Annotated in this window: 13 protein-coding genes and 1 pseudogene; 10 read left to right on the top strand and 4 right to left on the bottom strand. The window is 61.0% G+C overall.

Going from position 1 to position 19,443, the window contains the following annotated elements; translation table 11 throughout:
- Positions 1-379: 379 nt before the first annotated feature.
- Positions 380-964 (top strand): DUF4157 domain-containing protein, encoded by a 585-nt coding sequence (locus GUY40_RS24545; RefSeq protein WP_166571500.1) that lies wholly within the window; start codon positions 380-382, stop codon positions 962-964.
- 77 nt (positions 965-1,041) lie between these two features.
- Here GUY40_RS24545 and GUY40_RS24540 read toward each other — a convergent pair whose 3' ends face one another.
- Both GUY40_RS24540 and GUY40_RS24535 read right to left on the bottom strand, forming a co-directional pair.
- Positions 1,042-2,442, bottom strand: coding sequence for an amino acid permease (locus GUY40_RS24540; protein ID WP_166571499.1), 1,401 nt, complete (start codon positions 2,440-2,442; stop codon positions 1,042-1,044).
- A gap of 136 nt (positions 2,443-2,578) precedes the next feature.
- The gene (locus GUY40_RS24535) at positions 2,579-4,069 is read right to left on the bottom strand and encodes an aldehyde dehydrogenase family protein (RefSeq protein WP_166571498.1); all 1,491 of its coding nucleotides are present in this window, start codon (positions 4,067-4,069) and stop codon (positions 2,579-2,581) included.
- Positions 4,070-4,214: 145 nt separating this feature from the next.
- Here GUY40_RS24535 and GUY40_RS24530 point away from each other — a divergent pair, with 145 nt between their 5' ends.
- The 8 genes from GUY40_RS24530 (at position 4,215) to gloA (ending at position 17,013) form a co-directional block, all read left to right on the top strand.
- Positions 4,215-5,117: a LysR family transcriptional regulator gene (locus GUY40_RS24530; RefSeq protein WP_166571497.1), complete on the top strand. Its 903-nt coding sequence runs from the start codon at positions 4,215-4,217 to the stop codon at positions 5,115-5,117.
- Positions 5,118-5,316: 199 nt separating this feature from the next.
- Complete coding sequence (locus GUY40_RS24525) at positions 5,317-6,567, top strand: aspartate aminotransferase family protein (RefSeq protein WP_166571496.1); 1,251 nt, start codon at positions 5,317-5,319, stop codon at positions 6,565-6,567.
- Between the two features lie 98 nt (positions 6,568-6,665).
- On the top strand, positions 6,666-8,201 hold the full coding sequence (locus tag GUY40_RS24520) for an FAD-dependent oxidoreductase (RefSeq protein ID WP_166571495.1): 1,536 nt from the start codon (positions 6,666-6,668) through the stop codon (positions 8,199-8,201).
- Positions 8,202-8,300: 99 nt separating this feature from the next.
- The gene (locus GUY40_RS24515; protein WP_166571494.1) at positions 8,301-12,956 is read left to right on the top strand and encodes a dermonecrotic toxin domain-containing protein; all 4,656 of its coding nucleotides are present in this window, start codon (positions 8,301-8,303) and stop codon (positions 12,954-12,956) included.
- A gap of 254 nt (positions 12,957-13,210) precedes the next feature.
- On the top strand, positions 13,211-14,224 hold the full coding sequence (locus GUY40_RS24510; protein WP_166571493.1) for an aldo/keto reductase: 1,014 nt from the start codon (positions 13,211-13,213) through the stop codon (positions 14,222-14,224).
- 65 nt (positions 14,225-14,289) lie between these two features.
- A complete protein-coding gene (locus tag GUY40_RS24505) occupies positions 14,290-15,594 on the top strand; it encodes a glycosyltransferase (protein ID WP_166571492.1) in 1,305 nt (434 codons plus the stop codon).
- Between the two features lie 278 nt (positions 15,595-15,872).
- Positions 15,873-16,235, top strand: coding sequence for a histone-like nucleoid-structuring protein, MvaT/MvaU family (locus tag GUY40_RS24500; RefSeq protein WP_166571491.1), 363 nt, complete (start codon positions 15,873-15,875; stop codon positions 16,233-16,235).
- Positions 16,236-16,488: 253 nt separating this feature from the next.
- Positions 16,489-17,013, top strand: a complete 525-nt coding sequence (gene gloA / locus GUY40_RS24495; RefSeq protein WP_166571490.1) for a lactoylglutathione lyase — start codon at positions 16,489-16,491, stop codon at positions 17,011-17,013.
- 80 nt (positions 17,014-17,093) lie between these two features.
- Here gloA and GUY40_RS24490 read toward each other — a convergent pair whose 3' ends face one another.
- Complete coding sequence (locus GUY40_RS24490) at positions 17,094-17,609, bottom strand: MarR family winged helix-turn-helix transcriptional regulator (RefSeq protein ID WP_166571489.1); 516 nt, start codon at positions 17,607-17,609, stop codon at positions 17,094-17,096.
- Positions 17,610-17,809: 200 nt separating this feature from the next.
- Between GUY40_RS24490 and ppnN the strand changes: the two genes are divergently transcribed.
- Positions 17,810-19,183, top strand: coding sequence for a nucleotide 5'-monophosphate nucleosidase PpnN (gene ppnN, locus GUY40_RS24485; protein ID WP_166571488.1), 1,374 nt, complete (start codon positions 17,810-17,812; stop codon positions 19,181-19,183).
- Between the two features lie 111 nt (positions 19,184-19,294).
- Here the strand turns inward: ppnN and GUY40_RS28065 are convergent.
- Positions 19,295-19,402 (bottom strand): annotated as a pseudogene (locus GUY40_RS28065) (RNA polymerase subunit sigma-70); the annotation flags it as partial.
- Positions 19,403-19,443: the final 41 nt, after the last annotated feature.

Below are 19,443 nucleotides of genomic sequence, written 5' to 3'. Positions count from 1 at the left end.
GATGGGCTGCGAAGCGGCCCCGGCGATTCCAAAGTCGCCCGCATTCCCAGGGCTTGTCGTAGATATCACCGGCCTCGGGGGCCGCTGCGCAGCCCATCGCGGCCAGGTCCGCTCCTACAAGGGTTTGCGTCGTTATTCCTTAACTGACTGGCATTGAGGCATAGGGAAGATCGGCGGCATCAAAGCAAAAAAAAGCCGCCGGAGACCAACCCGGCGGCAACAAGCATCTCTTCCAGTTGAAACGAGAAGTACCGGCCCGCTGCAAGGGCCGACGATTACAGGATAGGCTGTAGAATATGGCGCGGTCTTGCCTGATAACGCCAAGTCTTTGTCAACCGCTGCCAAACAACCGTACGAGCCTGCCCTTCGAGATTGCCTGATGCCCCCCCTTCGAATCCTTTATTCCCTGCCTCTGGCCGCCTTGTTGCTGGGCCCGGCCACACCCGCCGTGGCAGCCTGCCCTGAAGGCCAATACGAAATCTGCTTCACCAACTGCTTCTGTTTGCCCGACCCGGTGCGCGCCCAGCAGGACATCACGCGCATGGCCGCCTCGGCACTGGAGAACTGGATTGTCGCCTCACGCAACAACGCCGTCGCCCAGGGAACGGTGGCCATACCCGAGCCGATTCGAGAGCGTTTGCTCGACTTTTACCCGGCCAGCGTGCTGGATGCCGCGCAGTACTCGCTGGGTACCCTCGACGAGCTCAGCGCCGCCAGTGCCGTGATGCAAAACCCTGACACCAATGCCGTGACGATGATCGATGTGATTGTCTTCCGCGACCCGCAGGATGCCCTGACCAACGTTGCCCTTTGGGCCCACGAGCTCAAGCATGTGCAGCAGTACCAGGAGTGGGGGGTAGCGGAATTTGCGGCGCGGTATACCCGCGATTACGAAGCCGTGGAGGCGCCGGGGTATGAGATCCAACGCAAGGTGGCGGCCGCTATTGCGGCAAAACGCCTGTAGGAGCACGGCTTGCCGGCGATGGTGGCCGAAAGATCGCCATCGCCGGCAAGCCGTGCTCCTACACAGGGCCGCCCCTATCAGGAAGTGGCTTTGACGCCCAACAGCACCTCGTTCTCACCGCGCTTGCGCACCAGCGCAATGATCAGGATGGTACCGGTCACCGCCACTGTCATCAGCGTCTCGTAGCGATACGCCGGGCTGATCAGCATGTAGCCCAGCACCATCGCGATCACGCCGATCACGAACCAGGTCAGCCACGGGAACAGCCACATCTTGAACGCAATCGGGTGGCCCTCGTTCTCCAGGATCTTGCGCATGCGCAGCTGCGATACCGCAATCACCAGATACACCAGCAGTGCGATTGCGCCCGTGGTCGAGAGCAAAAAGCCAAACACCTTGCCCGGGAACACATAGTTGATCAGGCAACCGGCAAAGCCTGCCAGGGTCGACAGAATCACCGCCACACGAGGTACCCCATTGCGCGACAGATAACGCACCTTGGCCGGTGCCTCATTGCGGCTGGCCAGCGAGTAGAGCATCCTTGAGGCGGTGTAGAGACCGGAGTTCATGCAGCTGGTTACCGCCACGAACACCACCAGGTCAACTATCAACTTGGCACCCGGGACGTTGAGGATTTCCAGCACCCGCTGGAACGAGCCCACTTCGGTCAGGCGTGGGTCGTTCCAGGCCACCAGGGAGACGATAAAGAAGATCGAGAACACATAGAAAATCGCGATGCGATAGACCACAAGGTTAGTGGCCTTGCGGATTTTCTCTTTCGGATTTTCGGTTTCGTCGGCCGCGATCGTGACAATTTCCGCACCGAAGAACGAGAAGATCGTCACCAGCACGCCACCCAGCACCGCACCAAACCCGTTGGGCATGAAGCCGCCATGCTGCATCAGGTGTTGCACGCCGGACACCTCGGGCGCCAATGGGAACACGCCCAGCACCGCCAGTGTACACACGGCGATAAACGCCAGGATCGCGACGATCTTGACCAGCGCGAACCAGTACTCGAACTCACCGAAATTTTTCACGCTGGCAAGGTTGGTGGCCGACAGGGTGATCATGATCACAAAGGCAAACAACCAGGACGGTACCGCAGGGAACCAGGCGTGAAGGATATCGGCACCGGCAATCGCTTCGACCGGAATGATCAGCACCCAGAACCACCAGTACAGCCAGCCGATGGTGAAGCCGGCCCAAGGGCCGATGGCACGGCTGGCATAGGTGGAGAACGAACCGCTGTCGGGCTGGGCAATCGCCATTTCCCCCAGCATGCGCATTACCAGCAGGACCAGGGTGCCGGTGAGAATATAGGAAATGAGAATGGCCGGGCCGGCGGTGGCGATGGCATTGGACGAGCCAATGAACAAGCCTGCGCCGATAATCCCGGCAATGGAAATCATCGAAACCTGACGCGAGCTCAGACCGTGTTTGAGCGCACGCGGTGCAGCGTTGCTGGATGAAGCCATGTGTCACCTCTAAAGCAGATCAGCTCGGGCCCAGGCATGCACCGAGGCCTTTGATGATTGCTAAATTATTAATGTCTTATTGTTTTGAGGCTGTTGTCGCGGGTGCCGCCGGCGGGTCAGGCCGGCGGCGGGTGAATCAGTCGAAAACGATGCCCTGGGCCAATGGCAGTTCGCGGGAGAAGTTGACGGTGTTGGTCTGACGGCGCATGTAGGCTTTCCAGGAATCGGAGCCGGACTCACGGCCACCGCCGGTTTCCTTCTCGCCACCGAACGCACCGCCGATTTCCGCGCCGCTGGTGCCGATGTTGACGTTGGCGATACCACAGTCACTGCCAGCGGCACTCTGGAACATCTCCGCCTCGCGCAAGTCGGTGGTGAAGATGCAGGAACTCAGGCCTTGCGGCACTTCGTTGTTCAGGCGCAGCGCTTCGTCGAAGCTGTCGTAGCCGATCACATAGAGAATCGGGGCGAAGGTTTCATGGCGCACCACGTCGCTCTGGCCAGGCATCTCGACAATCGCTGGGCTTACGTAGTACGCGTTCGGGAATTGCGCCTGCAACTGGCGCTCGCCGCCGAACACCTGACCGCCTTCGTCGCGGGCCTGGGTCAGGGCATTTTGCATGGCGGCATAGGCCTGCTGGTCGATCAGCGGGCCGACCAGGTTGTCCTGGCGCGGGTCGCCGATACGTACCTTGGCATAGGCAGCCTTGACCCTGGCGACCACTTCGGCCTGGACCGAACGGTGCACGATCAGGCGACGCAGCGTGGTGCAACGCTGGCCGGCGGTACCGACGGCGCTGAACAGAATGCCGCGCACGGCCAGGTCCAGGTCGGCGCTCGGGGCCAGGATCATGGCATTGTTGCCACCCAACTCCAGGATGCTGCGACCGAAACGGGCGGCCACTCGTGGCCCGACTTCGCGGCCCATGCGGGTGCTGCCGGTGGCGCTGATCAGCGGCACGCGCGGGTCGTCGACCAGCACTTCGCCGGCTTCACGGTCGCCAATGATCAATTGCGCCAGCCCCTCTGGCGCCTGGCCGAAACGCGCCAGGGCTTTTTCGAACAATGCCTGGCACGCCAGTGCGGTCAATGGGGTTTTCTCGGACGGCTTCCACAGCACGGCGTTGCCACACACCAGCGCCAGGGTCGTGTTCCAGGCCCAGACCGCGACCGGGAAGTTGAACGCACTGATGACCCCGACCACACCCAGCGGTTGCCAGGTTTCACGCATGTGGTGGCCCGGGCGCTCGGAGGCGATGGTCAGGCCGTAGAGCTGGCGCGACAGGCCGACGGCGAAGTCGCAGATGTCGATCATTTCCTGCACTTCACCCAGGCCTTCCTGAGTGATCTTGCCGGCTTCGATGGACACCAACTCACCCAGTTGGGCCTTGTATTCGCGCAGCACTTCGCCGAACAGGCGAACCAGTTCACCGCGGCGCGGCGCCGGTACCACACGCCAGGCCTGGAAGGCCTTGTCGGCCTGTTCGATACGGGCCAGGACCTGCGCTTTGTTTTCCAGTTTGACCGAACCGATCTGGCTGCCATCGATGGGCGTAAAGACCGAATGTTGACCTTCGGTAAAGTGTTCGGTGGATACACCCAGACATTCAAGTAATGCGGCAACCATTGTTGTTCTCCTACAGCCGATACAGGTTGAAATCATTGATGCGGATCAGTATTAATCTTGCGCGGCCGATTCAACAAACGACCTTTACGCACCACATCATTCCAAAAAAGAATGACTTTACGCCCTTTTTGACAGGTAAACCGCGATGTCCAAACGCTTGATGCCCTCCATGACGGCGCTGCAGTGCTTCGAAGCTGCGGCCCGGCACCTGAGCTTTACCCGGGCCGCACAAGAGCTGCACCTGACTCAGAGCGCGGTGAGCAAACAGGTGGCACAGCTCGAAGAAATGTTGTGTCACAACTTGTTCGAACGGATCCGTCGCCGCTTGCACTTGACCCCTGCCGGCTCCCTGTACCTGGCCGAAGTGAACAAGATCCTCACCCAGGTCGATATGTCCAGCCGCTACATTCTCAGCTACGGCGGCGAGACAGAAGTGCTCAAGGTGGCCACCCAGCCGACCTTTGGCGACCGTTGGCTGGTGCCCAATCTCAAGGGTTTCGGCAAGCAGTTCCCGAATATCCACCTGGACGTGGTGAACGAGCTGGAGCCCTTCGACCTGCTCCAGGGCAAGGCCGACATCGCTTTCTTTTTTGGCCAGGGCACCTGGCCCGGTGCGCGCTGCATCGAACTGTTTCGTGAAGAAGTGGTGCCGGTGTGCGCACCGGGCTACGTGAAAAAGGCCGACGGCGACGACGCCCAGGCACTGACGCGGCACGTGCTGTTGCAATGCACCTCGCGGCCCGAAGCCTGGCACGAGTGGTTTCTGGACCAGGACCTGCATTCGCACAACAGCTACCATGGCCCACGCTTCGACACCTTCTACATGTGTATTCGCGCGGCCCAGTCGGGCTGCGGGGTGGCGCTGATTCCGCGCTACCTGGTCAAGGAAGAGCTGGCCGAAGGCAAGCTGGTGATCCCCTGCAACCACCCGCTGCGCAGCGAAGGCTCGCACTTCATCGCTCACGCCGAGCACGCCGCCGAGGTGCCGAAGGTCAAGGCGTTTATCGACTGGATCCTGGCCCGCGTGCACGACAGCGCGCTCGAATAAGCCCCTCACATCCATAAATTTTGGAATGACTCAGCGAGTTTATTTCGCTTGCGACAGGCACGGCTTAATCGTTTAGATACGGTCACATTGTTACCTTGACTGCCGCTTGAGTGGGACTTTCGAACACTTCGCGAGTGATCGAGTTGTCAACTTTCTTCCCACTTCAGCGACCCGTATCAAAACTGGAGTTTTAGCGAGCATGAGCGTCGATACCATCAGTACTTCAATTTCCGTTGTTCATCCCCTTCTGCTGGATCATGGGAAAAACGCTGAAGTCTGGGACACCTCCGGCAAGCGTTACATCGACTTTGTCGGCGGCATCGGCGTGCTGAACCTGGGCCATTGCAACCCGCGGATCGTGGCCGCCATCCAGCAGCAGGCCGGCAAACTGACCCACTACGCCTACAACGCCGCGCCGCATGAACCCTACGTGCAGTTCATGGAGCGTCTGGCGGCGTTTGTGCCGGTCAGCTATCCGCTGAGCGGCATGCTGACCAACAGCGGCGCGGAAGCCGCTGAAAACGCCCTGAAAGTGGCCCGCGGTGTCACCCGGCGTACCGCCGTGATTGCCTTTGATGGCGGCTTCCATGGCCGCACCCTGGCCACCCTCAACCTCAACGGCAAGGTCGCCCCCTACAAGCAAGGCGTGGGCGTACTGCCGGGCCCGGTGTACCACCTGCCCTACCCGAGCAAAGACACCGGCGTCACCGTGGACGAGGCGCTCAAGGCGATGGACCGGCTGTTCAGTGTCGAAATCGACGTCAACGAAGTCGCCTGCTTTATCCTCGAACCGGTACAGGGCGAAGGCGGCTTCCTGACGCTGGACCGCGGTTTCGCCCAGAAGCTGCGCGAATTCTGCGACCAGCACGGCATCCTGCTGATCATCGATGAAATCCAGTCTGGCTTTGGTCGCACCGGGCAACGCTTTGCCTTCTCGCGCCTGGGGATAGAACCGGACCTGTTGCTGCTCGGCAAGAGCATCGCGGGCGGTGTGCCGCTGGGTGCGGTGGTGGGGCGCAAGGCGCTGCTCGACACCCTGCCCAAGGGCGGCCTGGGTGGCACCTACTCCGGCAACCCGATTGCCTGTGCGGCGGCGCTGGCCACCCTCGATGAAATGACCGATGCCAACCTCTCGGCCTGGGGCGAACTACTGGAAAGCACACTGCTTGAGCGCTACCAGCAATGGCAGGACAAAGGCCTGTCACCGCTGCTCGGGCCCTTGACCGGTGTCGGCGCCATGCGCGGTATCAGCCTGGTCAACCCCGACGGCACTCCCGCCACACGGCAGCTGGCCGAACTGCTGCAAAGCGCCCGCAACGCCGGCCTGTTGCTGATGCCCAGCGGCAAGTCGCGCAACATCATTCGGCTGTTGCCGCCGTTGACCATCGAAGCCGAGGTGCTCAACGAAGGCCTGGACATTCTCCAGGACTGCCTGGCGCGCCTGGGCTGATGACCACCGGGCCGTGCGCCCTGCAAGCGGGCAGGATCTGATCTAGGCTGGATGGATCGACTGCCAGCACGCAGCCCGGCACATGAAGGCACGGCCCCATGAAGCACTGCGACGTACTGATCATCGGTGCCGGCCCTACGGGGCTGGTCCTGGCACTTTGGCTCAGCAAGCTGGGCATCAAGGTCCGCATTCTCGACAAGACCGCAGCCCCCGGCACGACTTCAAGGGCGCTGGCGGTGCAGGCCCGGACCCTGGAGTTGTATCGCCAGCTTGATTTGAGCGAGGCGGTTACCGCGCAGGGCCATCAGGTTCCAGCGGCCAATCTGTGGGTCAAGGGCAAGCACGCCGCAAGGCTGCCACTGGATGCCATCGGCAAGGACCTGACCCCCTACCCGTTTCTGCACATCTTCCCGCAGGACCAACACGAGCAGCTGCTGATCGAGCGCCTGGCGACCTTTGGCGTGACCGTCGAGCGGCAAACCGAGCTGGTCGATTTTGTCGACCATGGTCATATGATCAGCGCCAACCTGTTGGGCCCCTATCAACAAGAGGAAACCTGCCAGGCCGATTATCTGGCCGGCTGCGATGGTGCGCGCTCGACGGTGCGCAAGACCTTGGGCAGCGAATTTTCCGGCGGCACCTACCGGCAGGTGTTTTATGTCGCGGACGTGGATGCCTCGGGCCCGGCGCTCAACGGCGAGCTGCACGCTGATCTGGATGAAGCCGACTTTCTGGCCGTGTTCCCGTTGGCTGGAACGGGTCGCGCCCGGCTGATCGGCACGGTGCACGACGAACGGGCTGATCGCATCGAGACGCTGACCTTCGAGGATGTCAGCAGCCGGGCCATCGAGCATATGCAGGTGCAGATTCACAAGGTCAACTGGTTCTCCGCCTACCGCGTGCACCACCGGGTCAGCGCGCAGTTTCGTCAGGGCCGGGCGTTTCTGCTCGGCGACGCCGCTCACGTCCACAGCCCGGCCGGTGGCCAGGGCATGAACACCGGTATTGGCGATGCGATCAATCTGGCCTGGAAACTCGCAGCGGTGTTGAAGGATGAGGCCCAGGACCGGCTGCTGGACAGCTATGAAGCCGAGCGTATCGAATTTGCCCGGCAACTGGTCGCCACCACCGACCGTGTGTTCGCCTTCATCACCGCCGACGGGCCGGTGGCCAATCTGGTGCGCACTCGAATCGCACCACTGGTCATTCCCAAGGTGTTCGGCCTGGCCGCGACACGTGAGTTTCTGTTCCGCACGATTTCCCAGATCACCCTCAACTACCGCGGCATGCCACTGAGTGCGGGTCATGCAGGCCAGGTGCATGGCGGAGACCGCCTGCCCTGGGTGGTCAGCCCCGCGGGCGACAACTACCGCAACCTCGTCGCGCTCTGCTGGCACGTACAGGTGTATGGCCAGGCCAGTGCCGAGCTGGTGGCCTGGTGCGCCGAACACGGATTGCCGCTGGACGTGTTTGAATGGACGGCCGCGCATAACGAAGCCGGCATCGCCCGCGATGGGATGTACTTGCTCAGGCCGGACACCTACGTGGCGCTGGCCACGCCGTTCGCCGATCCCCAGGCGCTGGTGCGTTACTTCAACGAGCAGCCGTTTCATCTTGCAGCTCCAGCCCAATAACGGGCCACTTCCTGCTGTCATTAATTACAGCCGCGCGGCCAGTGTTCCCTTGTAGCGTGACGCCTTTGCAAGCCTTCTACCGGCACAAGGACGCGCGCCATGACGACTCGAACATTGCCCTATTTCCACGCAGACGCCTTGCGTGAACAGTTTCACCAGTGGTTGAAACCCGGCTTATCCTCCGCTGCCTTGAGTGCCAATGATTGCCAATGGTTGGCAACACTCGAGGAGGCTGACACCGAGCTGCGGGTCGACAGCCTGGAGGCGGTGACCGCCGACGGCGAATCGATCACGTTGAGCGCCTGCTGGCTCCTCAGCCACTCGGCCCAGCAGCGCATCGGGCTCTACCACCCTACCCTCGGGGTGTCGGTGTATACGGATAGAGTGGCCCTCAAGCAGGCCTTGTTGGGTGACCTGGACGACCCGTCCAAGCGCCTGCAATTACTGGGCTACACCACTGCGCAGCAATGGCGCGTGCTTGAGCAGGCACGAGTGGTTGACGTTGAGGCCACACGGGTCGAGCAACCCGGTTTCGAAGCCTTGAGCATCACTATCAACGAGCAACTGACGCTACAACTCAAAGAGTTGGACACCACGCTCAAGCAAGCCCCCAATCCGCGCCAGTTGCTTCGTAACGCCCTGCTCAATGAAGTGATCAGTCGCTGGCCGAATGCAGCGCCGCCCGTTGTCGTACAGGTTCAGATCACTGATACATCGCCGCTGCGCTGCCTGTCTTTGACGGAGGCAGCGCTGGACTATCTGGCGCAACCGCAAGGCCAGCGCTATCGCTGGATTCAGCGCAGTAGCGAGCCGTGCTCCGAGGACGATAGCGAGACACTGCTGGCGGCCTTCGCGGCCACCCACAAGAATCTGGCCGAGCACGTTGCGCGTGGCCTGGAGAACCATTGGGTGGCCGGCGAAAACCCTCGCGCCCAGCTGCTGCATGCACTGCGCTGTGGCGTTCTCGAAGCGATCCGCCAGTGCGCCTGGCAGCAGCTGCTCAGTGCCGCTGAGCAGCGGGCCTTGCTGAACTGGCTGACCGGCCAATACCCGAACACGCTTTGCGCCCATCGTCTGCAGTTCAAGGCTGAAGGCGCTTCCCCCGTGGGCCTGCTGGGCCTGTTTGCCATTGCACCGCTTGAGCACTCACAAACGCCCATTTACCTGTACAGCGCCGTTGGGGGGCTGCAACGCTTCGCCAGTGTCAATGCATTGCAAGCCCATCTGCTGGACCCCACGCTGCGCTTTCGCTGGCTCGACTTTATCGCCCCCCAGGCACGCGATGCAGCCCTTGATCAGACCCTGTGCGAGATCACGCTCAGCCCTGCGGCTGAGGCGGGAATCGATCATGCACTCGGGTCGATATTTGAGTTGCAAGCGGCGCACCTGACCCAACTATTGGGTCATTCCAGTCCCTTCGATTATCTGACCGCCTGCCATCGGGCGCTTGATCTCGGGGCGTGGCTGGACCCTCGCCTCCAGCGGCTCGAGCCTGCAGCCGACAGCGCCGAGGACGTGCCGGCCAGCGTACTCGTCACCGCACTTTCGCCGCGGCCGACACTGGAAACCGTGAAGCAGGTTGCAACCACTCTGCACAGCCGCCGGCCAACATTGCAAAGCGTCAGCTTGAGTGGGCTGGAAGCGCAACTGGCAACGCTGCTGAAAAATGACCAATACGCCCGAAATCTAGTACTCAGTTACACCTCATCCCCCAGCGGCTCCGCTACGGAACTGCCGTTGCTCGCGATGCTGGGCAGCAGTGTCAGCAGGCCCACTGACGCCCTGAGGGACTATCAAGGCCTGCACGTAGTTGAGCAACGGCCGGGCATGCCACGCGCGTCCTTGCAGGCGGTGAGCCAGGCGATGCTCAGCCACGCACTGGAGCGCAGCGCAAGAAGTCTTGGCGAGCGCTGGCAAGCGGCCTGCGAGCGATTCGAAATGGCCGCACAGTTTATCGCCGGCCGTTACCTCGAACCCCAGCACTGCCGCATGCAATTGTGGCGAGCTGCCTGGCAGCTTGAATTGCAGCTGGTCAAAGGCCAGTTGGCCGTTGATGTGCGCAATACCCTTGAATATGTTCTTGAGCAGCCGCTGGCCAGGTTACGGGCGCCACGAGACGGCGTCGAGCCACAGGTGTATCAGCAATGGGGCGAAGACAACCCGCTACCCGATCGTTTGCTGGTCACGGGCCAGCCGCTGGCGAACCTTGCAACTGCCACGCCCTTGATACTCTGGTCGCCGAATCAGGGCTTTGAAGTTTTTGCCTCGTTGCAGGCGCTGAAGGGGCGCACGGGCGCAGAGGAATCAGCCTGGGCCTTGATCGAATCAGACCCGTTCCGGGTGCTGGTCAATCAACAGCGCGAACATCGAAAATCGCAGATCGGCTCAACCAGCACCCTGATCGTCGACACCGGCATGCCTCCAGCAACGGCGCAGGACCTGGCAAACGCCCAGTTGGGCCACGATCCGCTGTGCGGATGCCTTGAACGCCTGAATGACCTCAGGCACCAGCAGGCCTTCAATGCCCAGGTTCCCGGATGGTTGGCCAACGCCTCGAGCGCCGACCAGGAGCACTACATCCTGACCCTGGGTCAAGCGCTGAGCCTTGATGGGCCGAACACCGACTACCTGTTCGATATTCCTGATCTGCTGACCTATGCCAACCGTGCGCTGAAAGCTCGCCTTGACGTGGATTTCGGCATCGGCACCCTGGCGCCCGAGCCTATTCAATTGACCACACGCCAGTACGTTATCGCTCCTGTCCCGGCAGGCGAAATCCCGTCCAGTCTGCCGGCGGGCCAGGTCAGCCGGACGCGGTCCCTGGCGGAATACGCCATCGGTCATTTCTCGGTGTGGGAAGGCGAAATCGCGCGAATCGATACCGGCACCGGCCAGCCGCCTCCCAGCGGATTTACTCCCGCCTATATCCGCAGCCTGGTCAAACAGCTGGATATCGGCGGCCATTATCAAGCGCTGCTGGAGACCGGGCTGTCCGCGCAAGACCCTGATTACACTACCCGTGTGTCGCTCTATAGCAAGCATTTGGCCGCCCAACTGCGTGAATCGGCGCTGCGTGCGCGGTTGCAAGGTGAACTGAGTGCCACGGCCTGCCACTACGTAGAAACGCTCGTCCACTCGCCCCAGAGCGCAACCGACATCGGTGTGGGTCCCTTGGCACTGATTGCGGGCGGCTACCTGCCTCCCGACGTGGTTCACGGGCTCTACCTGATCGGCCCTGCACAGCAGGGCCCGGTGGTGCTCTACAGCCCCTATGAAGCGCAAACATTCAGAGCATTCGATAGCCGTGAGGCGTTGCTCCATGCGCTCAACAACGATACGCATCTGCAACAGCGCGTGCTGGAAAAGCTCGACACCGTGACCCGTCGTATCTATGACCACGGCGGCTTTGCCCAACCACACCTGCCCATCAGCGTCGAGTCCGATTTTGACCTGCCGCTGACAACCCCGGGCCCAGTTCGCCTTTCAACCGAGACGATCACCTCCAACCCCATGGCGTGGCTGTTCGAGGCCAATTCACAACTGCTCAAGGAGATGGCCCGGGCCCAATCGGTGACTTCGGCCCAGGCACGCTGGAACAGCTTCACGCATCTGCTGAGCCTTGGCCTGGAACAATTCACACTGTTTTTACCGGGTAAACTCGGGATGCTGCTGATGGCCTGGCAGACGCAGCTGATTGTCACCCAGGCTTATGAAAACGCCCGGCAGGGCCGTTGGAGTGAAGCCTTGGCACAAGTGGTCGGCGCGCTGATCCAGTGGTTTTGCCTGAGTAAAGGGCTGCACAGCGAAAACGTTGCGGGCAGCGAAGCCCGGCTCTGGAAGCAGCTGCCCATCCGCCAGGGTGGTGTGCTGACTCACCTCAGCGGTGCCTACACGCGCAGGGCGGTCGAACGTGAAGCGATCACCATTCTGGCCGTTGGCATAGCGAAGATCCGACGCCAGGTGCCCTACCGTGCCCGCCTGATCCGCAAGGCGCATCGACAGGCGGTGGACTATCTGGCAACCGCCTTCAATAACCTCGATGCCCCACAACTGCACCCGCGCACAGCGCAAATCATTTGCGATTTCTTTGACATCCAGCAGGTGACGCCCGCGGTGCTCGAGCTTTTACAGAAAACCTGCAACACGCTGCTTTCCATGCTGGTGTCACCCACCTATTCACCGCGTCACTCATCCCGCTACGTGATGGCCACCAAACCCGCGGGCATCGAGGGCAACGCATTTATGGTGCCCATGGATGGATTGCAGCAGATCTTTCTGATGGACAGCTTTTTTGACTTCAACTTCACACAGCGATTGCCACTCGAGCCCGGCCTTCGTCTGGAGCAGGCCGATACCAGCAGCCGTGCGGCCGTGTTGATTCACGAATTCAGCCACCTGGCGCTGAACACCCGCGATATCCAGTACATCGAAGCTACCGTGCCCTTTACCGACTGGATTTTGCCGGGGCTTGAGCGCAACTGGCTGCTGCGCCAACACAACCAGCTGTTTTCAACACGCACACCCAATCATCAGTTGTTTACCCTTCATGATCAGGCAACCGGGCAGACCCGTGATCTGGAAGCCTCCGATAAACGCGGCAAGGCGTTCATCCTCAAGACCACCGGCGCCAAGAACCTGAACGAAGCCAGGGTGATCTTCATGAACGATGAACTCAAGCGAATCAAGGTCATGCTCGGCAACGCCGACTCTGTGACCTTGTTCATGATCCGCCTGGGTTGGACCGCCCATCACTGACGCCAAGGATGCATCCGCCGACAGAACTGTGTAAAAAAGGAGCCTCGCGACGCAACCCTTGTAGGAGCGGACCTGGCCGCGATGGGCCGCAAAGCGGCCCCTGAAGCCAGTGACATCCCCGACAAGCTTGCGAGTGCCGGCAATTTCAGAATCGCCGGGGCCGCTGCGCGGCCCATCGCGGCCAGGTCCGCTCCTACATGAGTTGCTAGCCACTACCCCGCGCATCGACCGCGCCTTATCGAAGGATTCCGAGCATGATCTACCGCCCTCTTGGCCGCAGTGGCCTTCACGTTTCCGCCTTGACCCTGGGCAGCATGATGTTCGGGGAACAGACCAACACACAAGATTCGCTGCGCATCATCGACAAGGCCTGGGAGCAAGGGGTCAACTTCATCGACACGGCCGACGTCTACAACGCCGGCCGCTCCGAGGAGACTGTCGGTGAGGCAGTGGCCCGTCACCGTCACGACTGGGTGCTGGCCTCCAAGGTCGGCTTTGGCCCGGTCGATGGCCTGCCCAACCGCAGCGGGCTGGGCCGCAAACATATTTTCAATGCCATCGAAGCCAGCCTGACACGGCTGGGCACCGATTACCTGGATATCTATTACCTGCACCGCGAAGACCATGGCACCCCGCTGGAGGTCACCGTGGGGGCCATGGGCGATTTGCTGCGCCAGGGCAAGATCCGCCACTGGGGCGTGTCCAACTTCCGTGGCTGGCGCATCGCTGAGATTGTCAATCTGGCTGACCGCCTGGGTGTGGCGCGGCCGGTCGTGAGCCAGCCGCTTTACAACATCGTCAACCGTCAGGCCGAGCCTGAGCAATTCACCGCTGCTGCGCAGTATGGCCTTGGCATTGTGCCCTTCAGCCCGTTGGCCCGCGGCGTGCTCAGCGGTAAATACAGCGCCACCGCAGCCCCTGACAGCAACAGCCGGGCCGGGCGCCAGGACAAGCGGATTCTGGAAACCGAATGGCGCGCCGAGTCATTTGCCATCGCGCAACAGATCCAGGCCTATGGCGCAGCCAAGGGTGTCGGCATCGTCGAGTTCGCGATTGCCTGGGTCTTGAACAACGCGTCCATCAGCTCGGCCATCGTCGGCCCGCGTACCGAAGCGCAGTGGGACACCTACAGCAAGGCCCTGGAAGTTCGGATCAGCGCCGAAGATGAGGCGTTTATCGACTCGCTGGTGACCCCCGGGCATGCCTCCACCCCCGGCTATAACGATATCGTACACTTTGTCACCGGTCGGGTGCCGCGCCAGCAATAGAGAACGCCGAGGGCGGCGACCTATGGTTAAATAGCCGCCCTTTTTTCGCCCGCGGATGTTCGAACATGCAGTCCTCCCCCCTCAAGGTGCTGGTTATCGGTTATGTCTGGCCGGAGCCACGCTCTTCTGCCGCGGGTGGGCACATGATGCAATTGCTCGAGGCGTTCGTCGGCGCCGGCTGGACCGTGACCTTCGCCAGCCCCGCCACCGAGGGCGAGCACAAGGCCGACCTGGCTGCACTGGGCATCGGCGAATGCAGCATCGAGCTGAACAACAGCAGTTTCGACCACTTCGTCAGTGCGCTTGCCCCGGACGTGGTGCTGTTCGACCGTTTCATGATGCAAGAACAGTTCGGCTGGCGTGTCGAGAAGCACTGCCCCGGCGCCCTGCGCGTGCTGGAAACCTCTGACCTGCAAAGCCTGCGCGATGCCCGCCATCGCCTGCTCAAGGACAGCCTCAGGCAGCAGCCGGAGCGGGATGATTTCAGCGACCTGTTTACCCCGGATGACAAGGCGCTCTATCGGCACATGGCCGATGCTGACCTGACACAACGGGAACTGGCGGCGATCTACCGCAGCGATTTGAACCTGATGATTTCAGATCGCGAGATCGATCTGTTGACCGAACAATTTCGCGTTCCGGCTGCGCTGTTGCACTGGTGCCCGTTGATGCTCGACAGCACTGCGCGCCGATACAAACCCTTCGAGGAGCGCGCCGACTTCCTCAGCATCGGCAACTTCCGCCATGCGCCCAACTGGGATGCGGTGCTCTGGCTCAAACAGGCCATCTGGCCGCTCATCCGCGAGCAACTGCCCAGTGCACGCTTGCTGGTCTACGGCGCCTACACCCCGCCCAAGGCCACGGCGCTGCACAACGCCGCACAGGGGTTTCACATCATGAACTGGGCCGAAGACGCCTTACAGGTCATGGCCGACGCGCGCATTTGCCTGGCGCCGCTGCGATTTGGCGCAGGCATCAAGGGCAAGCTGGCCGATGCCATGCTCTGTGGTACACCCAGCGTGACAACGCCGATCGGCGCCGAAGCGATGCAGGGCGAGCTGCCCTGGCCCGGCGCGATCGCACAGAGCGCCCAGGCGATTGCCGACGCGGCCGTTGCGCTGTATCGGGACCAGGCCGGCTGGGAACAGGCCCAGGTTCATGGCACTGCGCTGCTCCGCGCGCGCTATGATGACCAGCACCATGCAGCGGCGTTGATCGAACGCATCGCTGATTACCTTGAAAACTTGACTGAACACCGACTGGCCAATTTCACCGGGGCCATGCTGCGTCATCACCACCACAAGAGCACCCAGTACATGGCGCAATGGATTGAAGCGAAAAACCGGGTAGTGTCAGGCGTTAATACTTAAGTGATGCAGTTGCGGCCATCAGAAAAGTTCCATTTGAATATTGATCCACTCAATACTTGTGATGCACCGCCGTGCGCTGTTGTTTTAACGGTTTAATGGCCGCCTGAAACATCCACTTATCTCTTAAGCACTAGTTGATTGTTTACCGACCCGACCGCCACTACTACACTGATAACAACGGTCCCCTTGAAAACCGTCTTTCGCTGTCCTGGCCTTGTTCCGGTGTGTACGGGTTATCTGGCCTGGATTAGCGGCTTCACACGACAGGAGTACAGACAGTGTCCAAACTTGCCGAATTTCGCGCCGCTGAAAAAGCCTTGAAAGAACAGCTCGCCCAGCTCGAAACGTTAAAAAACGACGCCGGCCTCAAACGGGAGATCGAGTTCGAGCAAAAACTTGTCGGCTTGATGAAAACCTACGACAAGAGCCTGGCGGATATCACCGCCATCTTGTCCCCCACCCCTAAAACCGCATCAAAGGCTGCCGCGGCGCCCAAAACCCGTCGAGCTCGTGTGGTCAAGGTCTACGAAAACCCCCACACCGGGGAGCTGATCGAGACCAAGGGTGGCAATCACCGTGGCCTCAAAGCCTGGAAACAGCAGTACGGTGCCGCCACCGTCGAGAGCTGGGTCCGCAGCTGACGAACGTCGCGAGGGTTTTCACAGATTTTTCACAGCCATTCTTCCAGGATGAAATTCGCTAAAGGACTAGCGCCCCAAATGCCCGCTTCGGCGGGCTTCTTATTCCAGCCACCAGCACCTGACCGGGTGCTGGTGGTTTGCGTAAACGCTTCAGTTCCGTATCATCTGTCTCCAAACAAGAACGTTACCGCACCCCTGGCCCTCCTCCTGGAGGCCTCTGGTGCTTCGTCTCTTTTCTTTTTCTGGAGTCACCATGAGCCTGCAAGCCCTCAACACGTTCCCCGGCGTAACCGCCGAACCTGACGCCGCCACCCAGCAGTTTGTCTTCAACCACACCATGTTGCGCGTCAAGGACATCACTCGCTCGCTGGACTTCTACACCCGCGTGCTGGGTTTTAGCCTGGTCGAAAAACGCGACTTCCCGGAGGCCGAATTCAGCCTGTACTTCCTGGCCCTGGTCGATAAATCACAGATCCCGACGGACGCTGTCGCGCGTACCCAATGGATGAAGTCGATCCCCGGCATTCTTGAACTGACCCATAACCACGGCACCGAAAACGACGCGGACTTTGCCTACCATAATGGCAATACCGACCCGCGCGGTTTTGGCCATATCTGCATCGCTGTTCCGGATATTCGTGCCGCCTGCGAGCGCTTCGAAAGTTTGGGCTGCACCTTTCAGAAACGCTTGAACGACGGCCGCATGAAAAGCCTGGCCTTTATCAAGGACCCGGATGATTACTGGGTTGAAATTATTCAGCCAACGCCGTTGGCGTGAAGACGACTGATTGAATAAAGCACAACTTTCAGCCCAACTCTAAAACGTCGGGCTGCCCTGCGCGAGACTGCCGCCTGCACTCACTCCAGGGCGGCGCTCTCACGCTCCTGATCGAGCATGGCACGCGCCTGGTGTGTCATTTTTTGCAGTGCCTGGGCCAATACATCGCGCTCGGCCTTGGTCAGGCACGACTGCAATTGCTTGTTCAAGCAGGCCGTCTCGGGAAACACCCGGGCCACCAGCGCCTTGCCTGCCTCGGTCAGCGACAGGGCGACGCCTCGGGCATCGCTGGGGTCTGGCTGGCGGGCTACCAATCCACGCTCTTGCAAACGCACGACGATGCGGCTGGCAAGCCCTTTGTCAAAGTGCGCCTGGCTGGCCAGACGGTTAAGCGACAATGCGCCTGCGGTGTTGATCAACGCGATCAGCCGCCACTCGTTCATGGTCAGGCCGAATTTGCGCTGATACACGCTGGCCGTGTTCTTGCTGTACAAGTTGCTCAGCTGACGCAGCTGGAATGACACCAGTTCACGCAGGTCAGGCTGCAGCTCGTGATTGCTCGGCGATTGTTTACTGCCCACGGTTGTATTGCCCATCGATTCGCGCCTTCGACACCGGGTACCCGGCTGAAAATGTCGACCATAATATCGTTGATCGAACCGTTTGCCGACGCGGCGTTTGCTTTCCTGCCCGGCCGTCGGGTTGAATAGGATCAAGCGCGAACGTCGTTGGCGTTCGCCGTCCTGATGCAGCGGGTTGTACTGAGTCCGCTGGCATCGCTTAGAAGGAACCTCGCATGACCCCACGACATGTAATCAATGCATCGGTAAGTCCAAAAGGCAGTCTGGAAACTCTGTCCCAACGCGAAGTGCAGCAACTCAGCGCTGCCGGCTCAGGAAGCATCTACACCCTCTTTCGCCAGTGCGCCCTGGCTATCCTCAACACCGGCGCCCACGTTGACAATGCCAAGACCATCCTTGAGGCCTACAAGAGCTTCGAAGTCCGTATCCATCAACAAGACCGCGGCGTGCGCCTTGAGTTGCTCAATGCCCCGGCAGACGCCTTCGTTGACGGCGAGATGATCGCCAGCACCCGTGAAATGCTCTTCAGCGCCCTGCGCGACATTGTCTACACCGAAAGCGAGCTGGACAGCCAGCGCATCGACCTGAGCAGCTCTCAGGGCATCACCGACTACGTTTTCCATCTGCTGCGCAACGCCCGCACCTTGCGCCCCGGCGTCGAGCCAAAAATCGTCGTGTGCTGGGGCGGTCACTCGATCAGCTCCGAAGAATACCAGTACACCAAGAAAGTCGGCCACGAACTGGGCCTGCGCAAGCTGGATGTCTGCACCGGCTGCGGGCCCGGCGTGATGAAGGGGCCGATGAAGGGCGCGACCATTTCCCATGCCAAGCAGCGCATCACCGGCGGGCGCTACCTGGGCCTGACCGAGCCTGGCATCATCGCGGCGGAAGCGCCGAACCCGATCGTCAACGAACTGGTGATCCTGCCGGACATCGAAAAGCGCCTGGAAGCCTTTGTGCGGGTTGGCCACGGCATCATCATTTTCCCGGGCGGCGCCGGTACCGCCGAAGAGTTCCTCTACCTGCTCGGCATCCTGATGCACCCGGACAACCAGGAGCTACCGTTCCCAGTGGTGCTGACCGGGCCGAAAAGCGCGAAGCCGTACCTGGAACAGCTGCACGCCTTCGTCGGCGCCACCCTCGGTGAAGCGGCCTTCCGCCACTACCAGGTCATCATTGACGACCCGGCCGAGGTCGCGCGGCATATGACCCTTGCACTCAAGGACGTGAAGCAGTTCCGCCGCGAGCGCAATGACGCCTTCCACTTCAACTGGCTGCTCAAGATCGAAGAAAGCTTCCAGCGCCCCTTCGACCCGACCCACGCCAACATGGCCAGCCTGCAACTGAGCCGCGACCTGCCCCCGCACGAACTGGCGGCCAACCTGCGCCGGGCGTTTTCCGGCATCGTGGCGGGCAACGTCAAGGACAAGGGCATCCGCCTGATCGAAGAGCATGGCCCGTACGAGATTCATGGCGACGCCGCCGTGATGCAACCGCTGGACAAACTGCTCAAGGCCTTCGTGGCGCAACACCGCATGAAGCTGCCCGGCGGTGCTGAGTATGTGCCGTGCTACCGGGTGGTGACCTGATTCGATCGCGCGCTCCCCTCTTCTCAAGGAAGAGGGGGGTTGATCTGAAGTGTAGGCCGCCTCTGCTGCTCACCCAGTGGGCCAAGCTGCACACCGGCGCGGCTGAACAGATCAGATCACCTTCACTGCCCTGCCAATAAATTGCACCGGCCCGGTCAGCTTGCCAATCGGTGAACCCTTGCGGGGTTCCAGGGTCAGCTTAAACAGCTGGTTGGACTCGTAGGGCGTTATCAACACGCGGTCACCGCAATGCCAGTCCA

This window comes from Pseudomonas sp. R5(2019), from assembly GCF_009905435.1.
Classification (GTDB): domain Bacteria; phylum Pseudomonadota; class Gammaproteobacteria; order Pseudomonadales; family Pseudomonadaceae; genus Aquipseudomonas.
This window is presented reverse-complemented; position numbering and strand designations above follow the sequence as displayed.